Genomic DNA, 26,999 nt, shown 5'->3' with positions numbered 1-26,999 from the left:
CTTAATACAGAGAAGCTTCCATGATCCCGTTCCGTCCTACCCTTGCCATCTCCCTGCGCCCCATCGTTGCCACCATCGCCGCACTTTCCACTTCCGGCGCCTGGGCGCAACAGACCGACGTGATGCCGACTATCACGGTGCAGGGAGAGTCATTGCATGAAGGACTAGGACTGGCGCGCGAGAGTACGACGGCCAGCCGCTTGAACATCACGCTACTGGAACTGCCAGCCAGCGTAGATTTGCTGGGCGCGGACACCATGCAGGCGCGCGGCGACCTGCTGGTCAAGGATGCTATCACCCGCACCACCGGACTGACCGACACAAGCTCGCCGGGCAACGGTGTCGCCTATTCCGCCCGCGGCTTCAGCGGCAACAGCGCCATCGCGCTGCTGGAAAACGGCGTGCGTCCTCAGGTAGGCTCAGGCACAGCGACCTATCCGGCCGACCCGTGGGGCTACGACTACATCGAAGTGCTGCGCGGCCCCGGCTCGATTGTCTACGGCAGCGGCACCACCGGTGCGACCATTAATGCCGTGCGCAAGGCACCGCGACGCACCGCCAGCGTCGAGGCAATGGCCGGTATCGGCGGCGGCAGGACAGTTCGAGGCGGCATCGGCGCCACCGGCCCCTTGGGCGAAAAGGCGGCGTTCCGCATCGACGCCTACGCGGATCATAGTGATGGATTCATCGATCGCGGCCAATCCCGTCATGGCAAAATCATGACGAGCTTCGCCTACGCGTTGACCGCAGATCTCGACCTGGACCTGTCCCTCGATCACGTTGAACAGAAGCCGCAACGCTATTTTGGTACACCGCTGCTTGACGGCCGCATCTCGCGCGAATTGCGCGACCAGAACTACGACATCGGCGACGCCGATATTTCGTTCAGGGACAACAAGGCAATTGCCCGCTTGACCTGGCGCGCTGGGCCAGCGCTAACCATCAGCAACGAACTGGCCTACATGAAGGCACACCGCAACTGGCGCAACGCGGAATCCTATTCTTACAATACGCAAGCCAAGGCCGTCGAGCGCAATGACTACATCGCCATCCGGCATGAGCAGGAACAGGCCGGCAATCGCCTCGAAGCGCGCTGGAACGCCGGCGCCAACCGCATCGTGGCGGGATGGGAGGCGGCCACCATCAATTTCACGCACACGAATAACGCTCCCTACGGCGGCACGTCCACGGTGGCAGCTGTCGGTTTCAATCCAGGGATTTTCGACAGCCCGGATCCTCTGCGGCCGAACTTCACCACCGACACCATCACCAACGCGCTGTACCTTGAGGATGCATACAGCATCAATGAAGCACTGCTGTTGTTGGGCGGCGTTCGCCACGATCAATACAAAGTCGAGCGTACCAGCCTCCTGGGTGCCGCAGGCTTCAGCTCCAAATTGCGTGCCAACGCCGTGCGTCTCGGCCTGACATGGAAAGTGGCGCCGGACACATCTCTGTACGGCCAAGTCAGTAGCGGCAGCGACCCGGTCACCAGCCTGCTGTCGCTGAACCTGGCCAACAGCCGTTATAAACTGACTAGTTCCCGCCAGGTAGAGACCGGTATCAAACAATCGCTGGCAAACGGTAAGGCGGAGTGGACTGCGGCGCTTTACCACATCAGCAAGGACGATATCATCACCCGCGATCCGTCGAATCCAGCGCTGTCGATCCAGGGCGGTTCACAGTCTTCAAGAGGCGCCGAGGCCAGTGCCAGCGTCGCACTGGCGCCAGCCTGGCGCCTGGAAGCCAACGCAGCTTATACCGATGCCCGCTTCGACCAGTTGATCGAAAGCGGCAACCTCTCGCGCGCCGGCAAGCGCCCTGCCGACGTCCCGAAAATCTCCTCCAACTTGTGGCTTAACTACCGTACCGAGCGCTCGCGTGCGGCGCTCGGTGTGCGCTATGTCGGCGAACGCTACATTGACAACGGCAACACCCAAACATTGCCTGCCTACACCACGCTGGATGCCTCACTGGGTTGGAGCGTCAAGCGCAACATCCTGCTCCAGCTGAACTTGCGCAACCTCGCCGACAAGCTGTATGCCCGTACCTCGTACAGCGATAGCCAATATCTGCTGGGCGAGCGCCGACACGCCGAACTGACCGTCCAATGGCACTACTGATCGCTGGCGCCATGGGCTCCTGGAAACGTCGGCTGCACCTTCTGCATCGCTGGCTGGGCATCGCAGTTGGCGTCCTGGTGCTGATGTGGTTTGGGTCCGGCATCGTCATGATGTATGTGCCGTATCCCGAACTGAGTACACAGGAACGCATGGTCTGGCTCGCGCCGCTCAATGCGGGCCAGGTCAAGGTCAATGCGTGGGATGCATGGCAATCCACGGCGCAGCCTGGCGTTCCCGACTTCGTCAAGATCAACACTGTAGCGGACCGGCCGGCTTTCCATTTCCTGGCAAATGGACGCTGGTCGTCCGTCTGGGCCGACACCGGGGCCGCGCTGCATATCACTGAGGCGATCGCGCGAGCATCCGCCGGCGGCGCCGCCCCAGGCGCCGCGGCATTCACAGTCGAAAAAATCGAGCTGGATCAATGGACTTTCGGCGCCGTCAGAATGCACCGGCCGCTATACCGGGTAGAAGCGGACGATGCTGTCGGCAGTGTGCTGTACGTATCCGGCCGGACAGGCGAGCTGGTGCGAGATACAACGCGCAGTGAACGCGCTTGGAACTGGGCCGGGTCGGTGATCCACTGGATCTACTTTACCCCTTTGCGTACACATGGGCAGCCTTGGCGCCAGGCGGTGATGTGGTCGTCGGCGGCGGCCTTTGTGCTGGTCATGGCCGGCATGGTATTAGGTGTACAGCGCGTGAGGTTCCGTCAGCGCTATGGCGGTGGCCGAATGTCTCCATATCGCGGCTGGCAGGCCTGGCATCATTGGCTCGGCCTGAGCATCGGCGCAGTGACGCTCACCTGGTTATTCAGCGGCTGGCTTTCCGTTACGCCGTTCGACTGGCTGTCATCGCCAGGCGTGACACAAGCGGACCGCCTCGCCTTCGCGGGCGGCCCATTGAGCCAAGATGATTTGTCTATCGACCTGGATCGGGTCATTCGCGCCCACCCCGGTGCGCTTGAGCTGGAATGGCGGCGGGTCGGCGGAAAACTATACCTAAGTGCGCTTGATCGCGCTGCGCGCAGCCTACTGGACACGCAAGACGGCGCCGCCGCGCACTCGATTTCGGATGAAGTGCTGGTAAAGGCCGTGCATGCCACGCGGCCAGCTATGCCTATACTGGCATACGAGAGGATTACCAGTGGCGACAGCTATTACTACAGCCACCATGCAAACCGCCCCTTCCCCGTCCTGCGCGTGCAATTCGACTCGGCAGATGAGACCATGTTCTATATCGATCCTGTCCAAGGCGCACTGGTGGAGCACAGCGACAGCAATAGTAAGTGGAACCGTTGGCTATTCAATGGCTTGCACCAGCTCGACTTCACAGCCGCCCTGCGCACCCGCCCGTTATGGGACGTCACGGTGGCGTCCCTTTGTACCCTGGGCGCGATGCTAAGCGCGACGGGGCTGCTGCTGGGTTGGCGCCGCCTGAAGCAACGTAGTCGCCGGCGCGCGGCGCCGGCGGACAAGCGCCATGCCCACCAAGCCGAGCGGGAGTAGTGCCAAGGTTACGCCTTCAGGTACTTCATTCGCACTGCCTTGCGGGCGATCGCCAAGCAATTGAATGTGCGGATCGACACAAGCGTAGCCATTGTCACTTCGCGGCGAACTATAGTCGCTGATGTTTGCATTGCGGTTGATCGACTCGAATCCCCCCTGCGCTGTATTGACTGCCGAGCAGCCATTCACAACGTCCCAGCTGCCAATTGCTGCACCGGATTCAAACGCGATGCCGATATCGTAGCGCTTATTGGCCTCGAAGCTGAAAGACAGCGGATCGGAATAAATGAAGTCCAGCGAACTGCCTGCTGTAAAGAACTTGGTCTGAGAATACAGAAGAGAGTTACTGCCGCCTGGCCAGTCCAAGCTGCCATACAAGCCGCCCAAGCCGCTTTCCCAGATCAGGAACTTGACGTTGGTATCCTGCAGCAGCTGCCAGCGTACGCCGATTTGCTTAATGGTCGTGTCGTTGAGGCTATTGAGCACCGTGCCAAAGACGAACTCGGCTTCACGATACTCTTCCGTATACGCGTCGGCATTGGGGCCCTTGAAGTTATTGAAGATGACATCGGCACTGGCCGTTGCGGCAAGCAAGGCCAAGCCAAGACCGGCGATGGCCAAACGGCAATCTTTCAATGCGCTCATTTCTCTCTCCCTCAGACGGATTGACGCTGATGACTTCACAAGCAATAGCCATACCAAGAGAAAATAGCGCATACAAACAAGCAATTAGAAAGTGATACCTTGTCGAGCCACGCCATATTGTAAAGATTTTCGACAATGGGCAACCTGGGCTGGGCCAGGACAACTCCTTTTAAAATTACTCCAGCCCGACGTATGCGCGCTTTGCGGCTACCACGACCTTGACCTTGGTGCCCAGTCCCGGCCGGCTATCGATCACCAGCTCGGCGCCAAGTTGAACAATACGTTCGCGCATTCCAACCAGGCCCCAGCGCCCCTTACTGCAGCCTGCAGCGGCAACATGTTCCGGCAATCCCTTTCCATTATCGATCACGGTCATCGTGAACTCATGCGTATCGTAATCCAGGGCAAAACGAACCTGCTCAGTCCCGGAATGTCGGGCAGCATTGCGAAGTGCTTCGAATGCGATGGCACGGAGCTGCTCACTGACCGAAGGTTGCAGAAACCTGACCCTGCCCGTAAACGACGTTGACAGCGAAAACTGCGGGAATTCGGTCAGAAAAGTGCTTCTTACATCGTCCAACAAATCCGAGACCGGGCTACGCCGCAATCCATGCAACTTGTCCTGCCCCTCCTGGAGCGCTGTCTCAACCAGGCAAAGCGAGCGTTCAATCTCCTGCCTTGAGGTATTTTCCAATGGCATCCGATCCAGCATACTGCCCAGCCTTAGGGACAGTAGATGGACGCTTTGCAGCAAAGTGTCATGCAGGTCTCGAGCGATCCGCTCCCGCTCACCCAATTTGATCGCGTAACCCTCGGCTGCACGCCGGGCGACATAGGCGATTCGAACTTTGTGCAGCAACCATAAGACCAGCACAAGCAAGGATGCGCATACCGTTCGAAACCACACGGTCTGATAGTACGCGGCGCTTACCTCGAAGTCCGCCACCGCATCGGATCCACTCCAGATGCCGTCATTGTTGGCGGCACGGACTCGAAAGCGATACAAGCCAGGAGCAAGTCCGGTGTAAGTCGCGCTCTGGGTAGCGCCTCCCTCCTGCCAGCCCCGATCGATACCTTCCACTTGATATTGGAATCGTAAGCGCTCGGGCATACTGAAACTGAGGGCGGTGAAATCGATCCGAATCCGGCCAGGGTTTGGTTGAATAGCTGTTGCATTGCCCAGCGGCCGTTTGACGTCGGCGCCATCGACGTTAATACCCCTTACGTAGACCCGCGGTGGAACGTGATTTTTTATTGGACTTTTTGCATCAAACCAAAAGACGCCAGCTGATGTGGAAAACCATAGCTTGTCATCCGTGCCGGCAACCATGGTCGGAACCGGGAAAGAGTTCGTTGGCACGCCTCGCAAGCCGTCAAGATGATTGAAGCGTCTGAATTTCAAACGATGGTTCGCATCAGACAAGGAGAGCTCAAGCTCCGGCTTACTTATCGTTGTGATTCCCGCGGCTCCATTAAGCCAAAGGGAACCGTTATATTCAACCAGCCCTGATACGCCGAGGAACTCGTCATCCCCTTCGCCGACAAGTCTCCTGAACCTGGTGCCATCGAAGTGAAAGAAACCCTCGGACCCACTGACCCACAGATCCTTACCATCGCTGAGGATTTGCAGAACAGACCCAATTGCCAAACCGTCCGCTGCCCCATAGGCGTGAACGGCACTTCCGTCGAGCATGCGGATGCCGTTATTCGGAAGTCCGAACCACATTCGCCCGCGGCCATCGCGCGCAATCGAACTCGCCGGGGCGTCCAATCCCCGATAGCCACCGCCCCGCTGCCATACGCCGTCTTTTAGCCGTATAATCCCGGTGCCCCGGACCGAGACCCACAAGGCCCCTTCTGCATCGCGGCATATCGCAAAAAATTGCATTACCTTGACGTAGTCGGGCAATGGAACACGGGTACGCTGACCAGCTACGTAGTGCCAAAGACCGTCACGTCCCCCGGTCCAAACATCTGCGCCATCCCTGTACACGACACTCACCGCGGTCGCTGCGTTCTGAGTGGGAAGCTCGCCCAGCGTGCGAATATCGGGCGCCGCCACCTTCACGTTACCGACCCACAAGGCACCGTCATCGTCTGCAGCAATAGCTTCCGCATCCCAGTAGGCCGGCGGCAGGGCTACGCCGGATAATGCGGTTTTCCTGAAGCGGTCCAGCCCGTTTTCAGTGCCAACCCAGATATTGCCCTCGTCGTCCTGATAGAAGCAGTTGGCAAGACTGCCGCTTAATCCGTTTGCGACACCAAACAAGTCGCCATTTTCGCCTGGCCCGTAGCGAATGACGCCAGTCGGCTGGGAAGACCAGATGTGGCGGCCATCGCGCTCAAACATCATTGGCCCACTACCCCCTCGAGGACGCGGCCAAGCCGGAACAGGCTTGCCCTTACCTGGTCCCGCAAGTGCGACAAGTTCATTTTCAGCACCGCCGGTCGCCCAAAGGGTTCCATCGGATGCGAGGGCCATTCGTCCGAAACTTAAATCGAGAACTTTTCCGCCAAACGCTTCAGCGTGTTTATCCAGCGTGTACACCCCGGTTTCACACCGGGCCCAGATGGTGCCGCCGAGGTCCTTGGCAAGGAAACATGAACCGGTACGCCCTGAGCTGCTTTCGTCGGCCGACGTCCAACGCATGCCATCGAATATACGAAATCCTCGCGATGTCGACGCCCACACGCGGCCACGAGCATCTTCTGCGAAGTCCAAAACGCTGCCCCCGTTGAGTCCTTCCTCAGCGCCAAAGGTTTGCAGCCTGCCGCTACGCCACATGCTGGCGCCGCCAAAGCGGTAACCAATCCATAGATCACCGTTTTCCAGTACCTTCATCCCCCATATATCGCTCCTCGGCCCAACGCCGTTCCCCGAAGCGAAACGTTCAAATTGCGTGCCATCGAAGCGATATATCCCGTTCAACGACGCGATCCACATCCACCGGTCAGGAGTTTGGACAATTCCGATGACTGCTGATGGCGCGCCATCCTTGGCAGTCCAGCTACGCTGGTGCAAATTAATCGGACTGAAACCCGCCGTGGCAGCGCCGCAAAGGACAGGCGTGACAGACAAAAACAAGATAAATAAGATCCGATCGAAGAGCAGTGTCGGCATAGAGGTAAATTCGGGTAATCAACCCGGCATTTTACGTTCCCATTCACCGGAGACCAAGTCCTGGCCGGATAACGTGCGGTAGCGGTCACGGACTAGGGGAATCGTTGCCTTTGGTAGAATCCCCGTTTTTATCCAATGCAGGAGTATTTTTGAGCAGTCAGGATTTCCCGTCACTTGATTCACAAATCAGCGTACTGCTGGTAGACGATCATCCCATGTTGCGGAGCGGCGTAGCCGAAGCCATTAACAGCCAGATGGACATGCGGGTGGTGGCCGAGGCGGGAGACGGCGACGAGGCGATCTCCGCCTGGGCCGCCCACCGGCCGGACGTGACCATTATGGACCTGGCGATGCCAGGCACGTGCGGAGTGGAAGCGCTGCAGGCAATCCGATCACGGTTCCCTGCCGCCCGCATCGTAATGCTCACCACTTTCGGCGGCGACGCCCAGGTGCGGCGTGCATTGGAAGCTGGCGCCTACGGCTTCCTGCTCAAGAGCAGTCTACGAAAGGAACTGGTGCAGATGATCCGCACGGTTCACGACGGACAACGCTACATCTCGCCCGCGATCGCGCAGCAACTCGCCAATCATATGGGCGCATCCTTGCTTAGCGAGCGCGAAGTCGAAGTGTTGCAATGCGCGGCGGCCGGCAACTCCAATAAGCGCATCTCCAGCCTGCTGGAGATTTCCGAGGAAACTGTGAAGACGCACATGCGGAGCATCCTGACCAAGCTCGATGCCAACGACCGCACGCACGCCGTCACTATTGCGCTAAAGCGCGGCATTATCGGTCTGTGAGAACCAGGCCAACCCTAGCAACAGTACCGCTGCCGGCAGCAAACCGACAGCCATTCCCCACTGCGAGGCCAGCGCGCCTGCCATGCAACCCAACCCGAAGGCAAGTATGCCGCCCGCCAGACTGGCCAGCGCGGGCCGTGGGGCGCCGTCCACCCGATCCAGGCAATCGATCACCAACTGAGTGACGTTGCCCGTCATGACGGTACTCGCAGGCAGTTTCGCCAAGAGCAGCTTCCCGTAGCCGTTCTGCGCCCCCATGCCCGCGGCGCATAGCAGGCCAGCCGCCATGTCCCAGCGCGCCGCAGCCGCCGATGCCAGCAGCAACGCTGCTTGCAACAGGTGGGCCGGGCGTAATGCATCGCTGCCGGTGCGCTGGCGCAAACGCACCAGAGCGCGCACGGCCACCACGCCCGCCACGAAGGCCGGGAAGGCAAGAAGTTTGAGCAGCACATCGTTTCCTGGCGCGACCACCTCCCGCCCGAGCAGCACGAAGTTGCCCGTCACGTGAGCCGTAAAGAGGCCATGCAGCGCAATGAATCCCAGGGTATCGACATACCCGGCCACGAAACTCAGGGCAGTATTGCGTGTCATCTTCCCACCTTCCCCGCCAAGTCATGCCAGGCCACCAGCAAGAAGCCTCCGGCCAGTCCCAAATGCTCGTAAAAGCTGTTCACAGCGGCAAATCGTTCCTGGCCATTGAAATTCCAATAGCGGTTGGCGATGAACGTGGCCGCCACCGTGAACAAGGCCAGCCAGATGGCGCCCAGCCAGCGCAGGCGGCCGCTCAGGATCATGGCCGCCGCTCCCAGTTCGCTGGCGATCACCAGTATCGCCAGCGGTGCAGGCGGCTGAAGTCCGAAGTGCTGCATTTCCCGGACAGCCCCGCCAAAATCGAGCAGCTTGGCCAGGCCGCCCTGCAGGTAGGCGGAGCACAGCAGAAGCAGGAACAGCCAATGCAGCCCACCGATGCCGGTGTGCCAGAGCCCAGCGCCGCGAGTGTGCTGCGCCATGTCACACTGCCCAACAGGAACAACCCAGCGCGCCCCAGAACGACTTCAGATCCGAGATCGGCAGGGAGCGCGTCCACGCTGTGGCATGCTGGTGGCCGTGCATGCCGCATTGTTTGGCGCAGCCGCATCCCGCCGCCGCGGCCACCGTTGCCGCCCTGCCCTGGCCAAGCGCCATGGCGCCGGGCATGGTGCCCCAGGAGCCGTAGCCGCCGTACTGGCGTACCGGCGACCAGTCAGGCATCGCAGGCGGAATCGGCGGGTCGAATGCGCCAAACAGCCCGGCACCGTAAACCACCTTGCCGCCTACAATGGTCAGCAGCGAAGTGATATCCGTAATCTCGTCCTCCGGGCAACGCATGAAGTCGCGGTCGGGCACCATCAGGTCCGCCAATTGGCCAACCTCGATGCGGCCCTTCTTGCCTTCCTCGTTGGAGAACCAGGTCACGTTTTCGGTCCACATGCGCAGCGCCGCCTCGCGGTCCAGCAGATTGCGCTGCGGATAAAGCCGCATTCCGCCTACAGTGCGTCCAGTGGTCAGCCATGACAGCGAGACCCACGGATTGTAAGAAGCCACGCGCGTCGCATCTGTGCCAGCCGACACCTTGACGCCCGACTCCAGCAGGTACTTCACCGGCGGCGTCGCTTCCGCTGCCGCAGCTCCGTAGCGCTCGACGAAATACTCGCCCTGGTAAGCCATGCGGTGCTGCACTGCTACCCCGCCTCCCAACGCCGCAATGCGGTCGATGGACTTCGGAGAAATGGTTTCCGCATGGTCGAAGAACCAATGCAGGCCATCAAGCGGCATGTCGCGGTTCACTTTCTCGAACACGTCCAGCGCGCGCGAGATGGTCTCGTCATAGGTTGCGTGCATGCGCCATGGCCAGCGGTTCTGCACCAGGATACGGATCACGCCTTCCAGGTCATCTTCCATGCCGGCAGGCATATCGGGGCGCGGCTGGCGGAAGTCTTCGAAGTCCGCGGCCGAGAAGGTCAGCATCTCGCCTGCGCCGTTGTGACGGAAGTAGTCGTCGCCTTGCTGGTACTTGCTGCTGGCCGCCCAGTTCAGGAAGTCGTCCTTCTCCTGCTTGGGCTTTTGCGTAAACAGGTTATAGGCCAGGCGGATGGTCAATTCCCCAGCATCGGCCAGTTGCTGGATCACCTGATAATCCTCAGGGTAGTTTTGGTTGCCACCGCCTGCATCCAGTGCGCCGGTCACGCCAAGGCGATTTAGCTCGCGCATGAAATGGCGGGTGGAGTTGAGCTGGTATTCCGGCGGCAGCTTGGGTCCCTTGGCCAGCGTGGCGTACAGGATCGATGCATTCGGTTTCGCCAGCAGCAAGCCGGTCGGATTACCTGCACGATCGCGCAGGATCTGGCCACCCGGCGGCTCCGGCGTGTCGCGGTCATAGCCCACCGCGCGCAGTGCTGCGCCATTCAACAGCGCCCTGTCGTAAAGATGCAGGATAAACACCGGCGTGTCGGGAGCAACGGCATTCAGCTCCTCAATGGTCGGCAGGCGCTTCTCCGCGAACTGGTGCTCGGTGAAGCCGCCCACCACGCGCACCCACTGCGGCGCCGGGGTAATCGCCACCTGGGCACGCAGCATGGCCATCGCATCGGCCAGCGAGCGCACGCCGTCCCAGCGCAACTCCATATTGAAGTTCAGGCCACCGCGTATCAGGTGCAGATGGTTGTCAATCAGGCCGGGCAGCACGCGCCGGCCTTGCAAGTCGATGAGGCGGGTTTGCGGTCCCGCCAGCGGCAGTATTTCGCGCGCCTCGCCTACATGGGTGAAACGGCCGCCTGTCACGGCGACTGCACTGGCCTCGGGCTGGCCCTTGTTCAGGGTCGTGAAGCGGCCATTATGAAGTATCAGCTCCGGTATCTTACTCATTGCTTTCCCTCATCTTTGCCGGCGCATGGCAGTTCGCCGAAACAATGCGGCTTGACCTGCTCACGCAACCATGAAATCTGCTGTTCTTTCGGCGCCAGCCACTGGCGAACCAGCGGCGGCAGCTGCTCCCCCAACAGGATGCCGAGCAGCCCCACCAGCGCCACCACGGGCGGCGCCGGTGAGCGCACGTTCAGCGCGCCGTACAAGATGCCGGCCAACAGGCCGGCACCCAGCGAGAGAAGATAAATCTTCACTGGCCTTCCTTGGCGTGGAACATGGTTTGAGCGTAGATGATACCCAGACCGTAAGCTCCGCCAAATTTCTTCGCGATCCCGGTGGTCAATTCATAGGTATCGGTCCGTGCCCAGTCGCGTTGCAGTTCCAGCAGGTACTGCAGCGAAGTCATTGGGCGCGCACCGGCCTGGATCATGCGCTCCATTGCACGCTGGTGCGCTTCGGCCGAGACGTCGCCGCAAGCGTCGGCAATCACATACACCTCAAAGCCCTGGTCCAGTGCGGAGAGCGCCGGTCCAACGATGCAGACGGAGGTCCACAAGCCAGCCAGCACGATGCGTTTCTTACCGATGGCATTGATGCGGCGGATCACGTTTTCGTCTTCCCAGGTGTTCATTGAGGTGCGGTCAGTCACTTCGGCGCCCGGGAAGGCGTCCTTGACTTCGTCGAAAACCGGGCCGGAGAAGCTCTTCTCCGCCACACTGGTGACGATGGTCGACACATCGAAGCCGGCGGCGGCGTGCGCCACGAGAGCGGCGTTGCTGCGCAGCGTGACCGCGTCGATCGAATGGGTTGCGAAGGCCATCTGCGACTGATGGTCGATCATGATCAGGGTGTGGTCGCCCGGTGTCAGCAACAGGGTGCCTGGAGCGGCTTTAGCGGTAATGGTCATTTGTATTCGTTTCGAAGAATTACCAAAGTGGTCGTAATTTGTCGAGCGCGGCGGAAACGCCCGCGCCGTAGGCCTCGTCGGCCTTGCTGCAGTTTTCAATGTGGCGCTGCTGAATATGCAGCGGCACGCCGGCCAGCGAACGCGCGGTGTTGTCGAACAGCGTCTGGCGCTGGCGTTCGTCCATCAGGCGGAACAGCGCGCGCGGCTGGCTGTAATAGTCGTCATCCACACGATGGTTCCAGCGCGCAGCCGCGCCATCCAACGCCAGCGGCGGCTCGGCGTAGGCAGCTTGCTCCTGCCATTCGCCTTTGGAATTGGGCTCGTAGCCGATAGTGGAGCCCTGGTTGCCGTCGACGCGCATGGCGCCGTCACGATGGTAGCTATGGAACGGGCAGCGCGGCGCGTTGACCGGGATAGCGTGGTGGTTCACGCCCAGGCGGTAACGCTGCGCGTCGCCATAAGCGAACAGGCGCGATTGCAGCATGCGATCAGGCGAAAAACCGATGCCCGGCACCACATTGGCTGGCGTGAAAGCCGCCTGTTCGACGTCGGCGTGGTAGTTCTCCGGGTTGCGGTTCAACTCCAGTACGCCAACTTCATGCAGCGGGTATTCTTTATGCGGCCAGACCTTGGTCAGGTCAAACGGATTGAAGGACGCATTTGCGGCCTGCTGCTCCGTCATCAGTTGCACTTTCAGCGTCCAGCGCGGATATTCACCGCGCTCGATCGCTTCGAACAGGTCGCGCTGCGAGGATTCGCGGTCCCTGGCGATCAGCGCCGACGCTTCCTCATCGCTCAGATTGACGATCCCTTGCTGGCTGGTGAAGTGGAATTTCACCCAGTGCCGTTCACCCGCAGCGTTGATAAAGCTGAAGGTATGGCTGCCGAAACCATGCATGTGCCGATACGAGGCAGGAATGCCGCGCTCACTCATGACAATGGTGACCTGGTGCAGCGCTTCCGGCAGCAAGGTCCAATAGTCCCAGTTGTTTTCGGCGCTTCGCAGGTTCGTGCGAGGGTCCCGCTTCACGGCGTGGTTCAGGTCCGGGAACTTGAGCGGGTCGCGCATGAAGAACACCGGCGTATTGTTGCCAACCACGTCCCAGTTGCCTTGCTCGGTATAGAACTTGACGGCGAAACCGCGGATATCGCGTTCCGCATCCGCCGCACCGCGCTCGCCGGCCACGGTGGAGAAGCGTGCGAACACATCGGTCTTCTTGCCAACAGCGCCGAACAGCGCAGCTTTGGAGTAGCGCGTGATGTCGTGGGTCACGGTGAACGTCCCGAAGGCACCGGATCCCTTGGCGTGCATGCGGCGTTCGGGGATGACTTCACGGTGGAAGTGGGCCAGCTTTTCCAGGTGCCACACGTCCTGCAGCAGCATTGGGCCGCGCGGACCCGCCGTTTCCACGTTCTGGTTGTCCGCGACCGGTGCGCCGGCCGCGGTAGTCAGGTATCGCTCCATGAATTAGCCCTTGATGAAGGCCAGCAGATCGGCGTTCAGCTTGTCTTTGTGGGTATCGGTCAACCCATGCGGGGCGCCCGGGTACACCACCAGCTTGGCGTTCTTCAGCAGCTTAGCAGCAGCCTTGGCCGAAGCATCGATCGGCACAATCTGGTCGTCGTCGCCATGCAACACCAGCATCGGGATGTCGATCTTTTTCAGGTCTGCGGTGAAATCGGTCTCCGAGAAAGCCTTGATGCAGTCATAGGTGTTCTTGTGACCAGCCATCATCCCCTGCATCCACCACGCATTGATCATGCCTTGCGATGGCTTGGAGCCTGGACGGTTGAAATTGAAGAACGGGCCGGAGGCGATATCCAGGTAGAGCTGCGAACGGTCCTTCAGCGAACCGGCACGGATACCATCGAATACTTCCATCGGCAAGCCACCCGGATTGGCCGCGGTCTTCAACATCAGCGGCGGCACGGCGGAAATCAGGCCGGCCTTGGCAACACGCTTGCTGCCGTGACGGGCCAGGTAGCGCGCCACTTCGCCGCCGCCGGTGGAGAAGCCGAACAGCGCCGCATTCTTCACGTCCAGCAAATCCAGCAACTGCGCCAGATCGTCTGCGTAGTGATCCATGTCGTTGCCGTCCCAAGGCTGGCTGGAACGGCCATGGCCGCGGCGGTCATGGGCGATCGTCCGGTAGCCATGGTCGGCCAGGAACAGCATTTGCGATTCCCAGCTATCGGAATTCAGCGGCCAGCCATGGCTGAATACCACAACAGGACCGTTACGCGGGCCCCAATCTTTGTAATAGATCTCCACACCATCACGGGTGGTAAAAGTACCGGAGGTGCGGCCGGCTGCGGCGCTGCCTTTGGGGCTCGCCGGTGCCGCGACAGCGGAGAACGAGGCGCCCGCTGCGACAGCGGCGGCGGTGGCAGTGGCGGCGCCCAGCAGGGCATGGCGACGGCGGTTGCTGATAGGAGATGACATGGTGTTGGCCTTTCTTTCTTGTGGGGTTGTAATCACAAGAAGAAGAATAGCCAACGATGCGCTGCTCTAAATCGCCCATCCGGGGGTGCCCCGCCTACCTCTTTTGGGTGAGGGTAAGCTTCATCGGTTCCGCCCATCCACTTTAAGCGGCTTGTCAGCGTGTGGGCTGGCTGCGCTACTCAACTATCCGGCATGACTGGCGAAATAGAAAACCCTCCATGCCTTGTCCGACGTTCGCCGCAACCTGACACCCAGTAAGCACGTGCCCTCAAATTCGACATTGACTTCGTCCATATCGACGTCTTGACCACGGAACAACCTGCGCAGCCGGTTTCCATTGGTCTGTCTAGGAAAGGTCGAAACAAATCGCCCGCTGAAGCAAGTGTGCCGCTGGGAGAACTCGCGCAGTTCTGCTGCGGTCTTGCCGACGTATCCTTTCTTGGTTGTCAGCTCATGGGCACTTTCAAAATCACCGCTTTGCAATCTGAGCAAAAAGGTCTTTGCTACCGATATAGCCTCCGGTTGGCCATACGCTGCTTTTGCCCAAACGAGGAATCCAGTAACGGTTAAAGCAAAAGCAAAGCAAACGAATAGTGCACGAACGCCAAATTTCGATTTCACGATCATTCCTGTTGAATAAGTTCGCAGACGGTAGATTGCCGCCAGTATTTCTTGCGAGAACAAACAAGAGTCCCTAAAAGACACTTCAAGATAACCACAGCCCTCCTCCCACTCGTCAAGATACCTGTTCACTGTGCTCATTATGACGAACGGAGCAAACAGATGGGAAAACAGACTTCCGACGACGAACTGTGGCCAGGAATTGAAGCGCTACTCCCGCAATCCCATCCAGGTCGCTTCACTATCCGGGGAGAAAATCCATCTGGGATCGGGCTGCATTGACCGGCATCCTGTTCGTCCTGTAAAGCAGCACTCATTGGTAGCGGTGCCGCAAGAGATTGGCTATGGCCCAGACGTCAATTTTCCCTTTACCCATTTTGCCCGGATGGCGTTCTTCGTGAAGAAGGTAACGTGCCCAACTAGTCCACGAATTCCGGCGAAGTTCGAATGCTGCAACGAAGAATCCGGTATAACCGCGTGCACATGGTCGAGCAACTTCGGTTTTATTTGGCGAAATGAAGAAGTTCTGCAGGTTTTGGGAGGTTTTATATTCACATCCCGGTACGTGCGTGCCCGCTGAGGAGATTCGGCAAGCCGCGTTTATACGTCGTGGTAAAATTTGCAAAAAAGTCAAATTGACGTCTACTTTACGTTGGGCTTACTTAGATTGAGATATCGATGGAAGAGATCGTCTACGATGGGACGCTCAAGACCAAAATCCGAATTGTGAACGAGTACTCCGCTGGCCAGCTGAAAGTCATCTGTCCAAAATGCAGTGAAACCGTAATAGTTGTGCTAACGGTAGAAGACATTATCAAGTATAAGAAAGCGCTGGGCCTTTACTGTCCCAACAATCATTTTTGGGTACATTTTGAACGCGGATGAGAACGCTGATCCCTATGCCCAACAATTCCGTCAACCGGACCACTGCATCGCTTCGCGCCGCAGCGGCCGGTTACGTCCAACGTTATGCCTCATAGAACTCGCATCCTTGTCGCTTGTACTGCATTTTTTCTTGCCCCCGCGTCTGTCTTGGGGGCTGACAGCACTGCATCGTTCAAGCTTCCGTCCGGCCACAAAGTAACAATAGTTGAGGCTCCGTTTTCAGAGAGCAAGCTGAAATACTCCGATAGCTCACCATGCCTGGTTGATGGTCGCATTCCTTTTGGCACGGACTGTGGTATTCCCTCGACGTATGTCAAAAGCCTTACCGTCGTGGTCGACGGGAAGTCGCTGAAACTCGACACCACGCAAATGTTCAACGCGTGGGGCGATCGCCATCTAACAAAGCACGAGGGAAAACCAGTCCGCTACTTTGGAGGCAGTTGCTTAGTGAAAGACATTTGCGCCTTTCGCGGAGTGTTCTCTGATGGCGCTGGCAACTTCGTTGCTGAGTGGCGAGTCGTCAACGATGCGGTGACCCGAACGGTCATCACATACGATCAAGAGATCATTGCGCTTTTTATGAACAACCTTGAGGTCAAGTGGCTGCAATGAGGCATAACCCTTCGCTCAACCGGACCGCCGAAATGCTGCGCATTTCGGTTCCCTCCGCCTTCGGCTCCGGCGGCCGGTTAGCTCCACGTTGGGCCCCGCATTGAACATGACCTTTGTCCTCGCCACTCCGCTTAGCTGCAAGGCATCCGGCAAATCAGCCGCCGCCACAAGCGCTGGCGTTTGGGCCGCTGGCGGCGCTGCGTCCTGTGGCAAGCGCCTAGCGGTAGGGTATGCTTCCGTTCGTGCGGGCGCTGGCGCGGACGCGCAAACGGTGGGCATTCGTGGCAAGTTCACGCGCGGTGTCCAACATCAGGTTCAACCGGACGGCTTCCGCGCTGCGCGCTCCAGCCGCCGGTTAACATCACGTTGGGCCTCGCATTCAACATGACCGTTGTCCTCGCCACTCCGCTTAGCTGCAAGGCATCCGGCAAATCAGCCGCCGCCACAAGCGCTGGAGTTTGGGCCGCTGGCGGCGCTGCGTCCGTTGGCAAGCGCCTTGCGGTGCGGTATGCTGCCGTTCGTGCGGGCGCTGGCGCGGACGCGCAAACGGTGGGCATTCGTGGCAAGTTCACGCGCGGTGCCCAACATCAGGTTCAACCGGACGGCTTCCGCGCTGCGCGCTCCAGCCGCCGGTTAACATCACGTTATGCATCATGAGTAATCGAACATTCGCGTGCCTCCATTGCCGCAAACTTCAACGCAAAGATCAAAACATCGAGGCTTTCTTTTGCCCGCTTTGCGGTCGCGAGAGCGTTCGTGTGCATTGGAAGCTTCATGTCCCGTCTCCGAAGAAAACAAAGAAGTGGAATTCTTTCTGGGATCGTTACTTGTACGAGCTGCGCCAGATCAAAGAGTTCAAGCACAACCCCAACATATCTGAGATTCGCTTGCCGCTCCTTAACCAGGTATTCCGTCGCCAAACCCGATGACCCTTACAATAACGCTTTGGCATAACCTCCAGTTCCAGCGGACGCCTACCGGCGCCGCTGAACAGCCACGTTAGACCTTATCCGGCGATGGACGCAGCAAGAAAATACGCATATCGGTACTTGATCTACCACGGCGCACTTTGCATACGACCCGTTGCCTCCATCGGGCTTCGATGGTGGGAGCGATGGAATCCGATGTATTGGCTTCGGGAGCAGGATAGTATTCGAATTGCGGGGGGTATCGCAGACTGGCTACACAACCTCGCCTTGTTTTCTGCGATTGATTTTGAAGGTTTTGACGAGAGCGCGTTCTGGACCCGACTTGAATGGCTGCGAGATACTTTTCCGGACAAAGGACTGGAGAGCTTTCGCTCGAACTTTTTGTATGCCACTTTCGAATTCAATGAGGAGCGTTGGCCGACGCTCGAAGAGCAATCTATGTTGGTGGGGCAGCATGAAAAAATTGAAAAGGCCTACCAATGCAGTCAACCGGACTGCCTCCCCGCTGCGCGTTCCGGCAGCCGGTTACTTGTCACGTTATGCCCACTACGATGATGCCCGCTGATAAGTTCGATACGAGTACTGTTCAAGAAATAGTAGCCTCGGGGGATGCGACTGACCCGGGCCTACTGGAATGGGTGCAGGACTTAAATTGGCCTGTCGCGCGAGTTCTTGCTCCATTCTTGGCAAGTGCTGGCAGTATTGTGGCGCCGGGCATTCGCCTTGTACTCGAATCCAGCGACGACACCTGGAAATCGAGTCTCGTTAGTGGTGTTGTTGTGAACTCTAAAGAACTAATTGTGCTGCTTCAGCCAGAACTCAAGCGCATCGCAAATGCGCCAACGTACGGCGAACGAGCGGAAGGACTGGATCAACTCGTGATAGAGCTTTTGAAATTGGCATGACGCAATCGCATAACAGCTCATTCCAGCGGACGCCTACGGCGCCGCTGAATTCAACACGTTAGGCATACTTTGGAACTTCACGAACTCCTTGAAAAGGTAACGGACTCAAATTCGTTCCTCGAATTCGTTCATGCGCTTCGCGCTGATCGTTTGGATTGCCTGGCTAAGGAAGCGGCTGAACCTTCGTCGCCCTACGCGGCGAGCGCGAACGGGTGGGAAAATCTGACAATTGAGACGTTCCTTGAAGGCGCTGCGGCTTGGGCCGAGTCGACCGACTTCGGTGTCAAACAAGGTATTCCTGAATCTAACTACTGGAAGCGGTTTGCAGTTTTCCTTTACTGCGGCAAAATCTATGAGTAATTCGCCTAACCTCTTAATCAACCGGACGGCTTACGCGCTGCGCGCTCCAGCCACCGGTTATCGCACACGTTGGAACTCAATGAAGATCTTCCCAGGCTTCCTCACCCTGTTTTGCCTCGTCTCTTGTGGTTATGCCGAATCAGAACGAAGCACATACTCGGGCTATTACGCGTACGGGTTTGAAACCAGCTACTTTCTCCCAGAAGAGAACAAAGAGAAATGGTGGCTGGAGGGCGCAACTCCATGTCCTGAGATTCAAGCCCAATCTCCTTCGATGGGCGGAAACCGTTCGGAATGAGCGAGAAGCGGCAGCTCACTTGACACAACCATATAAAACCGAACAGTTTTAGCGCATCTTCCGACTGCCTGCGATTCTTTTGCTACGGTGCTTCAAGAGCATTACCACGCTACTTCCATACCCCGCCAATTCATCGGCCCAGCAGCCGAAAACGTCACCGCGCCTCCTGCCGATTTAGCGATGCCAGTTCTGTCGGAAATTGACTTCCACTTCGCTTGCTGGCACCGAGTATCAATGGCGGCCCGGTTGCAATAGCAGAACGAATCGGAAAGCGCATGCGCCCCCTTGCGGCCTGCCGAACTGATGACCCGGCGCTCGACTAACGCATCACAAATCGATACCAATCAGCTAACAATACAATATCAGTATCAAAGAGACTTTCATTTCATCCTTAATGCTTTAAGATAAAGTTCCGTTAGGCAACAACGCCAAAGCGAGAACCCCACAGAGCGCGGAACATGAGATCGATACAAATTGCTGGCACGGGAATGGCCGTGCCAGCGCAAGCAACGAGCAGCCAGCAACTGGACGAGCGCTTGCGCTTGTCTCCGGGAACGTCCCTGAGGCAAACCGGGGTGCGCCGCCGCTTCCTGTCCACCACCGAAACCGCAGCCGAGCTTGCCGCGCAAGCCTGTCGGCGGGCGATGGAGGACGCCGGTCTGGACTGGGACGACATTGACTGCATCGTCGCCGCCTCCGCCACGATGGACCAATCCCTGCCATACAACGCCGCATTGATTCATGCCGAGCTAGGACTGTCGGCGCAGCGCACAACGACGTTTGACATCAATGCGAGCTGCCTATCCTTCCTGGCAGCGTTGGACACGATGAGTTATCTGGTCGAGGCTGGCCGCTATCGACATGTCCTCCTCGTATCGTCGGATATTGCGACATTCGGCATCAACTGGAGCAATCTGCGCGAGGGCGGAATCTTCGGCGATGGCGCTGCTGCGGCCGTCATTCGGCGCACGGAAGAAGGTGGCGAGTCCGCCATCTTGTCGTCGAAGATCGAAACCTTGTCCAAGGGCGTCCACCACTGCCGAATCCCCGCTGGCGGTTCGCGTTACCATCCGCGCCGCGAGCTGGACCAGCCTTTCGCGTCGCTCACCGTATTCCAGATGGACGGCAAGTCGGTGTTCAAGCTTGCATCCGAAGCGCTGCCGGATTTTACCGACAAGCTGCTCGCGAATGCCGGTGTGCGGATGAAGGATCTGGCGGCCGTAGTCCCCCATCAAGCGAGCCAACTCGCGCTGACGCATCTTTCGCGCCGTCTGGATATCTCGCCCCGACAGTTGGTCAACATCTTTCCCGATTACGGCAATCAAGTCGGCGCTTCGCTTCCCACAGCCCTGCACCTCTGCCTCACGCAAGGACGCGCCAAGCGCGGTGATACGATCATGATGCTCGGAACCGGAGCCGGCCTGACGATGGGCGGCATGGTACTGACCCTATGAACATCCTGGTCACAGGTGGGACCGGCTTCCTCGGGCGGCATACCGTATGGCGACTTGCCGAACGCGGACACAGGGTCTTGTTCACCGGCCGCAATGCGCGTGAAGCGGCAGCGGTCAAATCTTTAGGGCGACACGACGTCGATTTCGTCGCGATTGATCATGGTTCGGCTGCAGCGCACGCCACGCTCGCGGCGTGCTGCCGGGGGATGGATGCGGTCGTACATTGCGCGGCGCTGGCTTCGCCATGGGGCCGCCGGCAGGGCTTCGAGCGTAGCAACGTCGAAGCCGTAAACGAGGTCCTCGCAGCCTGCCGGACCAGGGACGTTCCCAAACTCGTTCACATATCGAGCCCCAGTATCTATTTCGAATTCGCCGACCGTTTGCAGGTGCGTGAAGAAAGTCCGTTGCCGGCCCCGGTGAACGATTACGCCCGCACCAAGCGCGCCGCGGAAGCCCTGATCCTGGACGCGGCACTGCCGCATTCGATCATCCTGCGTCCGCGCGCCATTTTCGGTCCCTGGGACAATGCCTTGTTGCCGCGCCTCCTGCGGCTTATACGGCTGGGGCGCGTGCCGTTGCTGCGCGGCGGCCGCGCGCTAGTCGACATGACATATGTCGACAATGTCGTAGACGCGATCGAAGCTGCGCTCGCCCTGCCCGCCAACCCGGTCGGCATTGAACCGGTTTTCAATGTATCGAATGGCGAACCGATTGAAATCGGGGACCTGTTGGCACGCATCGCAGCGGCATTCGATGTACCGTTCAATGCGGCGCCGCGGCCATACTTCGCCGCCGACCTGGCAGCGCGACTGCTTGAAGCCGTGGCGCGCCTGGCGCCGGACTGGGAACCGCCTTTCACGCGTTACTCACTCGGCGCTATCGCCTTCTCGCAAACCCTGGACCTGTCGCGCGCGGCATCCCACCTGAGTTACAGGCCACGCGTCAGCCTGGACGAAGGAATACGCCGCACCGGCCAGTGGTGGCGCGAGACAATGGAAAACACCCCAAGATGAAGCCAATCAAATTCCATCTGCTCGATGTAGGACATTGCTCGCATCCCGAGTGTATCGCGATGCGCGGCGGACGCTGGTCAAGCCTGCGCTTTCCGGCCTTGTGCGGCGTCATCGAGCACCCCGAGCACGGCGTGATCCTGTTCGATACCGGGTACAGCCCGCACTTCTTCGAGGCGACCCAGCCCTTTCCCGAACGCGCCTACCGATGGATTACGCCGCCCACGCTCGCGCCGAAGAAAACGCTTGTGGCCCAGCTGGCAGGTCTGGGCATCGCGGCCAACGAAGTCCGGCACATCATTATTTCGCACTACCACGGTGACCATATCGCTGGCCTCAAAGATTTTCCGCAAGCGCGCTTCTGGTCGACGCATGCCGACTTCCACGCACTGCTGAAGCGCTCGCGCCTTGGCAACTTGCTCCACGGCTGCCTGCCAGCCCTGTTGCCGGCCGATTTCGCGGCGCGCCTGGAAGTTGCCGAGGAAACGAAACACATGCCGCTGCCCCGCGAGTTCCAACCGTTCGACTATGGGTTTGACTTGTTCGGCGACGGCAGCGTGGCAGGCATCCCATTGCCTGGCCATTCGGCGGGCCAATTGGGAATCGCATTCCGCCGCGCCGACGGTCGCCACGTCTTCCTGGTGGCGGACGCCGCCTGGACACGCCGCGCCCTCGATGAGGACAGGCCGCCCACCTGGATCGCCAGCCGCATATTCGACAGCCGGCGCGATTACCATACCACCTTCGCCAGACTGCGCGAACTGGCCGCACGCCGTACCGGCGTCGCTATCGTACCCTCGCATTGCGAACGCACCTTGAAAGATTGGCAGAATGAGACTTACTGACACGCTGCGCCTGGCAGGCCAATTGGCGCGTACCCGCTGGCTGCTGCGCTTTCGCGACCGCGCCGCATTCGAGGCCTGGCAGCAGCGACAGGTCCAGCGCTTCCTCGACACCCACCTGCCGCGCAGTCCGTATTACCGCAGCTATGCGGGACAAGCGCTGTCCGCCCTGCCGATCGTCGACAAGCAGACCATGCTCGCGCATTTCGACGGCATGAATACCGCCGGCATTACGCTCGATGAAGCGACGCAAGCCGGCCTCGCCGCCGAAACGGCGCGCGATTTCACGCCACAGCTGCGCGGCATCACAGTCGGACTGTCGAGCGGTACTTCGGGCACGCGTGGCGTGTTCCTGGTGTCGCCCGGGGAACGCGCGCGTTGGGCCGGCATCATGATGGCGCGCGCCTTGCCTCGCAAGTTGATGCGTCAGCTGCTCGCCGGGAACCGGCCCGTGAAGGTCGCGTTTTTCCTTCGCGCGAACAGCAATCTCTACACCACTTTGAAGAGCCGCCGCGTGGATTTCCGCTTTTACGATCTGGTGCAGGGCGTTGACTGCCACCTGGCCGGTCTGATCGCGCAGCAACCGGATCTGCTGGTCGCTCCCGCCCGCATACTTGGCCGGCTCGCGGAACTGGCGCTGGACGGTGTTCTGCCGATCCGTCCCGAGCGCGTCATCTCAGTGGCCGAGGTGCTCGAGCCCGACGACAAGGCCCGCATCGAGCAAGCCTTTGGCCAGCAGGTTCACCAGCTTTATCAATGCACGGAGGGCTTCCTGGCTTATACCTGCGATGCCGGCGTTCTGCACCTGAACGAGGAATTCGTGCACGTCGAGCCGGAATGGCTGGATGAGGACAAGACGCGTTTCACACCCATCATCACCGACTTTTCGCGTACCACGCAGCTTATCGTCCGCTACCGGCTCGGCGACGTGCTGCGCCTGCGCTCCACACCTTGCGGCTGCGGTGCTGCCGGCAGCGCGATCGAGGCCATCGAAGGCCGCTGCGACGACGTGCTGTGGCTGCACAGCGCGCAAGACGCCAGCCCAGCGCCACTTTTCCCGGACATGGTGCGCCAGGCAGTGGCGTCGGCACCGGCGACGCTGCCGGATTACCGCATCGAACAGCGGGGCATGACGTGGCGCATCGCCGTCGCGGACGAGGAAGACGCATCCTGCGCGGAGTTGACGGCGGCGCTGCGCCGCCTGACCGCCCGCCATCAATTAACGCCGCCGATTTTCGAGCGCATGCCTTTCAGCGAAACGGACGCCCACGTCAAGCGCAGGCGTATCCGCTGTGTCCAGCGCCCCACCACCGGACAGGAGGCCACCCATGCCTAAGGTATTGATACTCGGCGGACGCGCCCCCGTGGCCCTGGACCACGCCCGCCGCTTTGCCAGCCAGGGTTGGATGGTCCATATCGCCGACAGCATCCCCTGCCGCATTTCCGGCTGGTCCCGTGCGGTGGGGTCAACGGTTTCGCTGGCGTCACCGCGCTTCGATCCGGCCGCGTTTATCGCGGGCCTGTCGGACGCCATCAGGCGCCACGCGATCGATCTTGTTATTCCCACTTGCGAGGAAGTGTTTTACCTGTCTCGCTACCGGTACGCGCTGCCGTCGTCATGTCGCGTCCTCGCGGACGACTTCGACAAACTGCGCACCCTGCACAGCAAGTGGGACTTTTTGCAGCTTGCCAGCGAATGCGGCGGCAACGCGCCGGCCAGCGCACAGGTCCGCAACATCGGTGAAGCTAAAGAATGGGCAAACGGCGCGCCGGTCGTGCTCAAGCCGGAGTTTTCGCGCTTCGGCGTCCACGTACGGCTCTTTGCCGACGGGATTCCGGCCGACGCACCAGAACTGGCGGAAATGGGGCGCTGGATTGTGCAGCACTATCGCCACGGGCAGGAACTATGCTCGTACAGTGTTGCCGACCAGGGAGTGCTGACGGCCCACGCGGTCTACCTGCCAAAGTACCGCCTGAAGCGTAGCTCGAGCTATTATTTTGCACACCATGCGTCGCAGCGCATCGCCGCGTTCGTCGCGCGCTTTGTCGCACAGCAGCGCTTCACCGGACAGATTTCATTCGACTGGATCGACGCCGGCAACGACGACCCGGCGGTCATCGAGTGCAATCCAAGGGCCATCAGTGGCGTGCATCTGTTCGGGACCGGGGATGCATTGCCCGCCGCCCTTGCCGGCGCCACGCCGGGGCTGGTCACGCCTTCCACGCTACGGGCACGAATGATCGCTCCGGTCATGGCGAGCGTTGGACTGGGCCAAGCGCTGGCAAGCGGCCGCATCGCCGCATGGCGCCGTGATTTTTTGGCGGCGGACGATGTGATCGGCGTGACTGGCGACCGCGTTCCGCTGGTCGGCGCAGTAGCCGACATCGGCTCGTATCTGCTGCTATCGCGGCGCCAGCGCTGCACACTGCGCGAAGCGGCCACCCGCGATATCGAATGGGATGGCGAGGCACTGGCCCATCTATGAACACGCTTCCCCCCAACCAGTCGACGACGACGTTCACCAGCAGCGCGGCGGCGTTTGGCGTCATTCACTGTGGGACGGATCCGCGCGTGTTCGCGGACAACCTGCGGACCGAGGTGGCGTTGCTGATGGTCGACGGCCGGTCGCTGCCGGTCACCGTCAACGATGGCGAGAAAGGCAATGCCTGGGTGTGCTCTCCATTGACGACCTATTGTGACTACGCGCTGGAAGAGCTACATCGCAATGTTCACCCCATCATCGGCGCGCCACTAGGGCTGGTCTGTCGCGCCTACGGACGGGTCCTCGAGCGCGCCGTCATCGACCGCGCGGTCACGCTGAATAACTGGCTGTTGAGCACAAATCTCTATCCCCCCCTCGACTCCCCGTGGCTCGAGAACCTGGTGCAGAACGCCCGGGAACGCTGGCCGCAACATGCCTTGTGGTTCCGCTCGCTGAACAGCATCCTGAACCAGGATTGGATCGCCGCGCTGGCCGCGCAAGGATTTCAGATGGTGCCCAGCCGCCAAGTCTACCTGTTTGATGACCTGCCATCAAAGGTGAAGCGCCATCAGGGTCTGAAGCGTGACCTGATGCTGCTCTCCAAGACATCGATGAAACGCACCGACGGCAGCGATTTCACGCAAGCCGATTATTTGCGCATCCAGACCTTATACCGCCGGCTATACCTTGAAAAGTACTCGATGCTGAATCCCCGATATACGGCCCGCTTCATCGAGCGCTGGCACGCGGCGGGCCTTCTCCGCTTCCATGGCTTCCGTGACAATGCAGGCGAACTACAAGCCGTGGTCGGCATCTTCGCGCAGGACGGGATGCTTACCGCCCCCATCGTCGGCTACGAAACGGCCCTGCCGCAATCGCTGGGAATGTACCGGCTGCTGATGGCATGTGTCTTCGAACAAGCGATGGCCACCGGGTCTAATATCAATCTGAGCGCCGGTGCCGCGCACTTCAAGCGCTTGCGCGGCGGGACGCCCGCCATCGAATACAGCGCGGTCCTGGTTTCTCACATGCCGAAATCCACGCGGCGCGCGGTTGGGGTACTGAGCGCATTGACCAACAAGATAGGAGTTCCCCTAATGCGGCGTTTCAAGCTATGACGACCTGGCACCCTTCCATTAGCAAACGCTGGTTCGTCGCTGCCATCGCTGACAAGATCGGCCATAAACCGCTGGCCGTAACGGTGCTCGGCCGCCCGCTCGTGCTGATGCGCCTGGACAGTGGAATCGTCGCGATGGAAGACCGCTGCCCACACCGGCAGGTGCCGCTATCCGCAGGTCGTGTGACACCCACCGGCATCGAGTGCGCCTACCATGGCTGGGTGTTCGGCGCCGATGGCCGCTGCAAGGCCGTACCGGGGCTGGCGCAAGGCGACTGCCTGCCCAAAGTGGGCGCGCGCACGATTGCAGTACGCGAACTGGATGGCATGGTCTGGGTGCGGCTCGCGGCCGAGGGTGACGCCGCGCCTCCCGAGATGGTCGCTAAGTTTCTGCCGGATTCCCGCAAGTTTCTGAACCAGCTGCACTGGCGCGGCTACATTGTCGACGTGATCGAGAATTTCCTGGATCCGCTCCATACGCACACCGTGCATCCCGGCCTGGTAAGAAAACCAGATGCGCCGCGTTCGGCCGTACGGGTTAAGCTCGATATCACCGGCGAAGGATTCGTCGTGAACTACCGCGATCAGGCTGCCCAGTCAGGGATCCTGTTCCGACTATTCGAGTCGCCGCGCGTTTCGGAAAAGCTGCACTTTGCCGGCGCGGGATCGGCGCAGATCGAGTATGTGTACGCAAATGGCAGTGTGATTCGGATCACGCTCCACTTCACGCCGGAAACCCAGGACCACACGCATGTGTTTACTACGATGCATGTCGAAAACCGCTGGGCGCCTCGCTGGGCGGTGCGCTGGCTCGTCTACCCGTTCCTGCATAAGGTGGCACGCCAGGACGAACGCACCTTGGAACTGCAGGCGATGAATCAGGCGCGTTTTCCTGGCAAGCGAGGCGTCTCCACGCGACTCGATATCGTACGAGCAAATCTGGAAAAGATCTGGGAACAGGGCGAGCCGCTGACGGACGCCGATGCCGTACCTGAGTCGGTCATATACCTCTAGGGCTTCGGGAGCACCGCCTGC

The 26,999-nt window shown here is 59.9% G+C and carries 26 protein-coding genes; 16 read left to right on the top strand and 10 right to left on the bottom strand.

What is annotated here, in order from left to right; genetic code table 11:
• Positions 1–20: 20 nt before the first annotated feature.
• Positions 21–2,123 (top strand): TonB-dependent receptor, encoded by a 2,103-nt coding sequence (locus H597_RS0106095; protein WP_028101350.1) that lies wholly within the window; start codon positions 21–23, stop codon positions 2,121–2,123.
• Complete coding sequence (locus H597_RS0106090; protein WP_028101349.1) at positions 2,111–3,631, top strand: hypothetical protein; 1,521 nt, start codon at positions 2,111–2,113, stop codon at positions 3,629–3,631. The genes H597_RS0106095 and H597_RS0106090 overlap by 13 nt, the downstream gene beginning before the upstream one ends.
• Here H597_RS0106090 and H597_RS33965 read toward each other — a convergent pair.
• Both H597_RS33965 and H597_RS0106080 read right to left on the bottom strand, forming a co-directional pair.
• On the bottom strand, positions 3,524–4,276 hold the full coding sequence (locus tag H597_RS33965; protein ID WP_161630580.1) for a PEP-CTERM sorting domain-containing protein: 753 nt from the start codon (positions 4,274–4,276) through the stop codon (positions 3,524–3,526). The genes H597_RS0106090 and H597_RS33965 overlap by 108 nt on opposite strands.
• A gap of 175 nt (positions 4,277–4,451) precedes the next feature.
• Positions 4,452–7,397, bottom strand: coding sequence for a sensor histidine kinase (locus tag H597_RS0106080; RefSeq protein ID WP_028101347.1), 2,946 nt, complete (start codon positions 7,395–7,397; stop codon positions 4,452–4,454).
• A 149-nt stretch (positions 7,398–7,546) separates the two neighbouring features.
• Here H597_RS0106080 and H597_RS0106075 point away from each other — a divergent pair, with 149 nt between their 5' ends.
• Positions 7,547–8,194 carry a response regulator transcription factor gene (locus H597_RS0106075; RefSeq protein ID WP_229632098.1) on the top strand — a complete coding sequence of 216 codons (648 nt, stop codon included), beginning with the start codon at positions 7,547–7,549 and terminating at the stop codon, positions 8,192–8,194.
• Here H597_RS0106075 and H597_RS0106070 read toward each other — a convergent pair.
• The 8 genes from H597_RS0106070 to H597_RS0106025 form a co-directional block, all read right to left on the bottom strand.
• Positions 8,168–8,785: a YoaK family protein gene (locus H597_RS0106070; protein ID WP_035373170.1), complete on the bottom strand. Its 618-nt coding sequence runs from the start codon at positions 8,783–8,785 to the stop codon at positions 8,168–8,170. The two genes, H597_RS0106075 and H597_RS0106070, sit on opposite strands and share 27 nt — an antisense overlap.
• Entirely contained in the window at positions 8,782–9,204 is a 423-nt protein-coding gene (locus tag H597_RS0106065) for a DoxX family protein (RefSeq protein WP_028101344.1), read from the bottom strand. Before H597_RS0106065 ends, H597_RS0106070 begins: the two co-directional genes overlap by 4 nt.
• A gap of 1 nt (position 9,205) precedes the next feature.
• Positions 9,206–11,098 carry an amidohydrolase gene (locus H597_RS0106060; RefSeq protein WP_028101343.1) on the bottom strand — a complete coding sequence of 631 codons (1,893 nt, stop codon included), beginning with the start codon at positions 11,096–11,098 and terminating at the stop codon, positions 9,206–9,208.
• A complete protein-coding gene (locus tag H597_RS0106055; protein ID WP_028101342.1) occupies positions 11,095–11,352 on the bottom strand; it encodes a DUF1427 family protein in 258 nt (85 codons plus the stop codon). The genes H597_RS0106060 and H597_RS0106055 overlap by 4 nt, the downstream gene beginning before the upstream one ends.
• The gene (locus H597_RS29910; protein WP_035373169.1) at positions 11,349–12,005 is read right to left on the bottom strand and encodes a hydrolase; all 657 of its coding nucleotides are present in this window, start codon (positions 12,003–12,005) and stop codon (positions 11,349–11,351) included. Before H597_RS29910 ends, H597_RS0106055 begins: the two co-directional genes overlap by 4 nt.
• A 19-nt stretch (positions 12,006–12,024) precedes the next feature.
• The gene (locus tag H597_RS0106035; RefSeq protein WP_028101340.1) at positions 12,025–13,470 is read right to left on the bottom strand and encodes a catalase; all 1,446 of its coding nucleotides are present in this window, start codon (positions 13,468–13,470) and stop codon (positions 12,025–12,027) included.
• 3 nt (positions 13,471–13,473) lie between these two features.
• A complete protein-coding gene (locus tag H597_RS0106030) occupies positions 13,474–14,448 on the bottom strand; it encodes an alpha/beta fold hydrolase (protein ID WP_083940963.1) in 975 nt (324 codons plus the stop codon).
• Positions 14,449–14,631: 183 nt separating this feature from the next.
• On the bottom strand, positions 14,632–15,132 hold the full coding sequence (locus H597_RS0106025) for a hypothetical protein (RefSeq protein ID WP_154667975.1): 501 nt from the start codon (positions 15,130–15,132) through the stop codon (positions 14,632–14,634).
• Between the two features lie 615 nt (positions 15,133–15,747).
• Between H597_RS0106025 and H597_RS35630 the strand changes: the two genes are divergently transcribed.
• The 13 genes from H597_RS35630 to H597_RS29905 all read left to right on the top strand — a co-directional run bounded on the left by H597_RS35630 (position 15,748) and on the right by H597_RS29905 (position 26,978).
• Positions 15,748–15,954, top strand: coding sequence for a hypothetical protein (locus H597_RS35630; protein WP_028101337.1), 207 nt, complete (start codon positions 15,748–15,750; stop codon positions 15,952–15,954).
• Positions 15,955–16,101: 147 nt separating this feature from the next.
• Positions 16,102–16,566: a hypothetical protein gene (locus H597_RS34710; RefSeq protein ID WP_154667974.1), complete on the top strand. Its 465-nt coding sequence runs from the start codon at positions 16,102–16,104 to the stop codon at positions 16,564–16,566.
• A 1,124-nt stretch (positions 16,567–17,690) separates the two neighbouring features.
• Positions 17,691–18,050, top strand: coding sequence for a hypothetical protein (locus H597_RS35460; protein ID WP_028101334.1), 360 nt, complete (start codon positions 17,691–17,693; stop codon positions 18,048–18,050).
• On the top strand, positions 18,047–18,400 hold the full coding sequence (locus H597_RS33960) for a DUF5071 domain-containing protein (protein ID WP_211232013.1): 354 nt from the start codon (positions 18,047–18,049) through the stop codon (positions 18,398–18,400). The genes H597_RS35460 and H597_RS33960 overlap by 4 nt, the downstream gene beginning before the upstream one ends.
• A 69-nt stretch (positions 18,401–18,469) precedes the next feature.
• The gene (locus H597_RS0105990) at positions 18,470–18,760 is read left to right on the top strand and encodes a DUF7660 family protein (protein ID WP_028101333.1); all 291 of its coding nucleotides are present in this window, start codon (positions 18,470–18,472) and stop codon (positions 18,758–18,760) included.
• Positions 18,761–18,839: 79 nt separating this feature from the next.
• On the top strand, positions 18,840–19,058 hold the full coding sequence (locus tag H597_RS34705) for a hypothetical protein (RefSeq protein WP_154667973.1): 219 nt from the start codon (positions 18,840–18,842) through the stop codon (positions 19,056–19,058).
• 458 nt (positions 19,059–19,516) lie between these two features.
• Positions 19,517–20,512, top strand: coding sequence for a 3-oxoacyl-[acyl-carrier-protein] synthase III C-terminal domain-containing protein (locus H597_RS0105985; protein WP_028101332.1), 996 nt, complete (start codon positions 19,517–19,519; stop codon positions 20,510–20,512).
• Complete coding sequence (locus tag H597_RS0105980) at positions 20,509–21,525, top strand: NAD-dependent epimerase/dehydratase family protein (RefSeq protein ID WP_028101331.1); 1,017 nt, start codon at positions 20,509–20,511, stop codon at positions 21,523–21,525. Before H597_RS0105985 ends, H597_RS0105980 begins: the two co-directional genes overlap by 4 nt.
• Positions 21,522–22,367: an MBL fold metallo-hydrolase gene (locus tag H597_RS0105975; protein ID WP_028101330.1), complete on the top strand. Its 846-nt coding sequence runs from the start codon at positions 21,522–21,524 to the stop codon at positions 22,365–22,367. The genes H597_RS0105980 and H597_RS0105975 overlap by 4 nt, the downstream gene beginning before the upstream one ends.
• Positions 22,354–23,700, top strand: a complete 1,347-nt coding sequence (locus tag H597_RS0105970) for a F390 synthetase-related protein (RefSeq protein WP_035373167.1) — start codon at positions 22,354–22,356, stop codon at positions 23,698–23,700. Before H597_RS0105975 ends, H597_RS0105970 begins: the two co-directional genes overlap by 14 nt.
• The gene (locus H597_RS0105965) at positions 23,693–24,850 is read left to right on the top strand and encodes an ATP-grasp domain-containing protein (RefSeq protein WP_028101328.1); all 1,158 of its coding nucleotides are present in this window, start codon (positions 23,693–23,695) and stop codon (positions 24,848–24,850) included. The genes H597_RS0105970 and H597_RS0105965 overlap by 8 nt, the downstream gene beginning before the upstream one ends.
• Positions 24,847–25,965, top strand: a complete 1,119-nt coding sequence (locus H597_RS0105960; RefSeq protein WP_028101327.1) for a GNAT family N-acetyltransferase — start codon at positions 24,847–24,849, stop codon at positions 25,963–25,965. Before H597_RS0105965 ends, H597_RS0105960 begins: the two co-directional genes overlap by 4 nt.
• Positions 25,962–26,978 (top strand): Rieske 2Fe-2S domain-containing protein, encoded by a 1,017-nt coding sequence (locus H597_RS29905; RefSeq protein WP_083940961.1) that lies wholly within the window; start codon positions 25,962–25,964, stop codon positions 26,976–26,978. Before H597_RS0105960 ends, H597_RS29905 begins: the two co-directional genes overlap by 4 nt.
• Positions 26,979–26,999: the final 21 nt, after the last annotated feature.

The organism is Pseudoduganella violaceinigra DSM 15887, assembly GCF_000425385.1.
GTDB classification, from domain to species: domain Bacteria; phylum Pseudomonadota; class Gammaproteobacteria; order Burkholderiales; family Burkholderiaceae_D; genus Rugamonas; species Rugamonas violaceinigra.
This window is presented reverse-complemented; position numbering and strand designations above follow the sequence as displayed.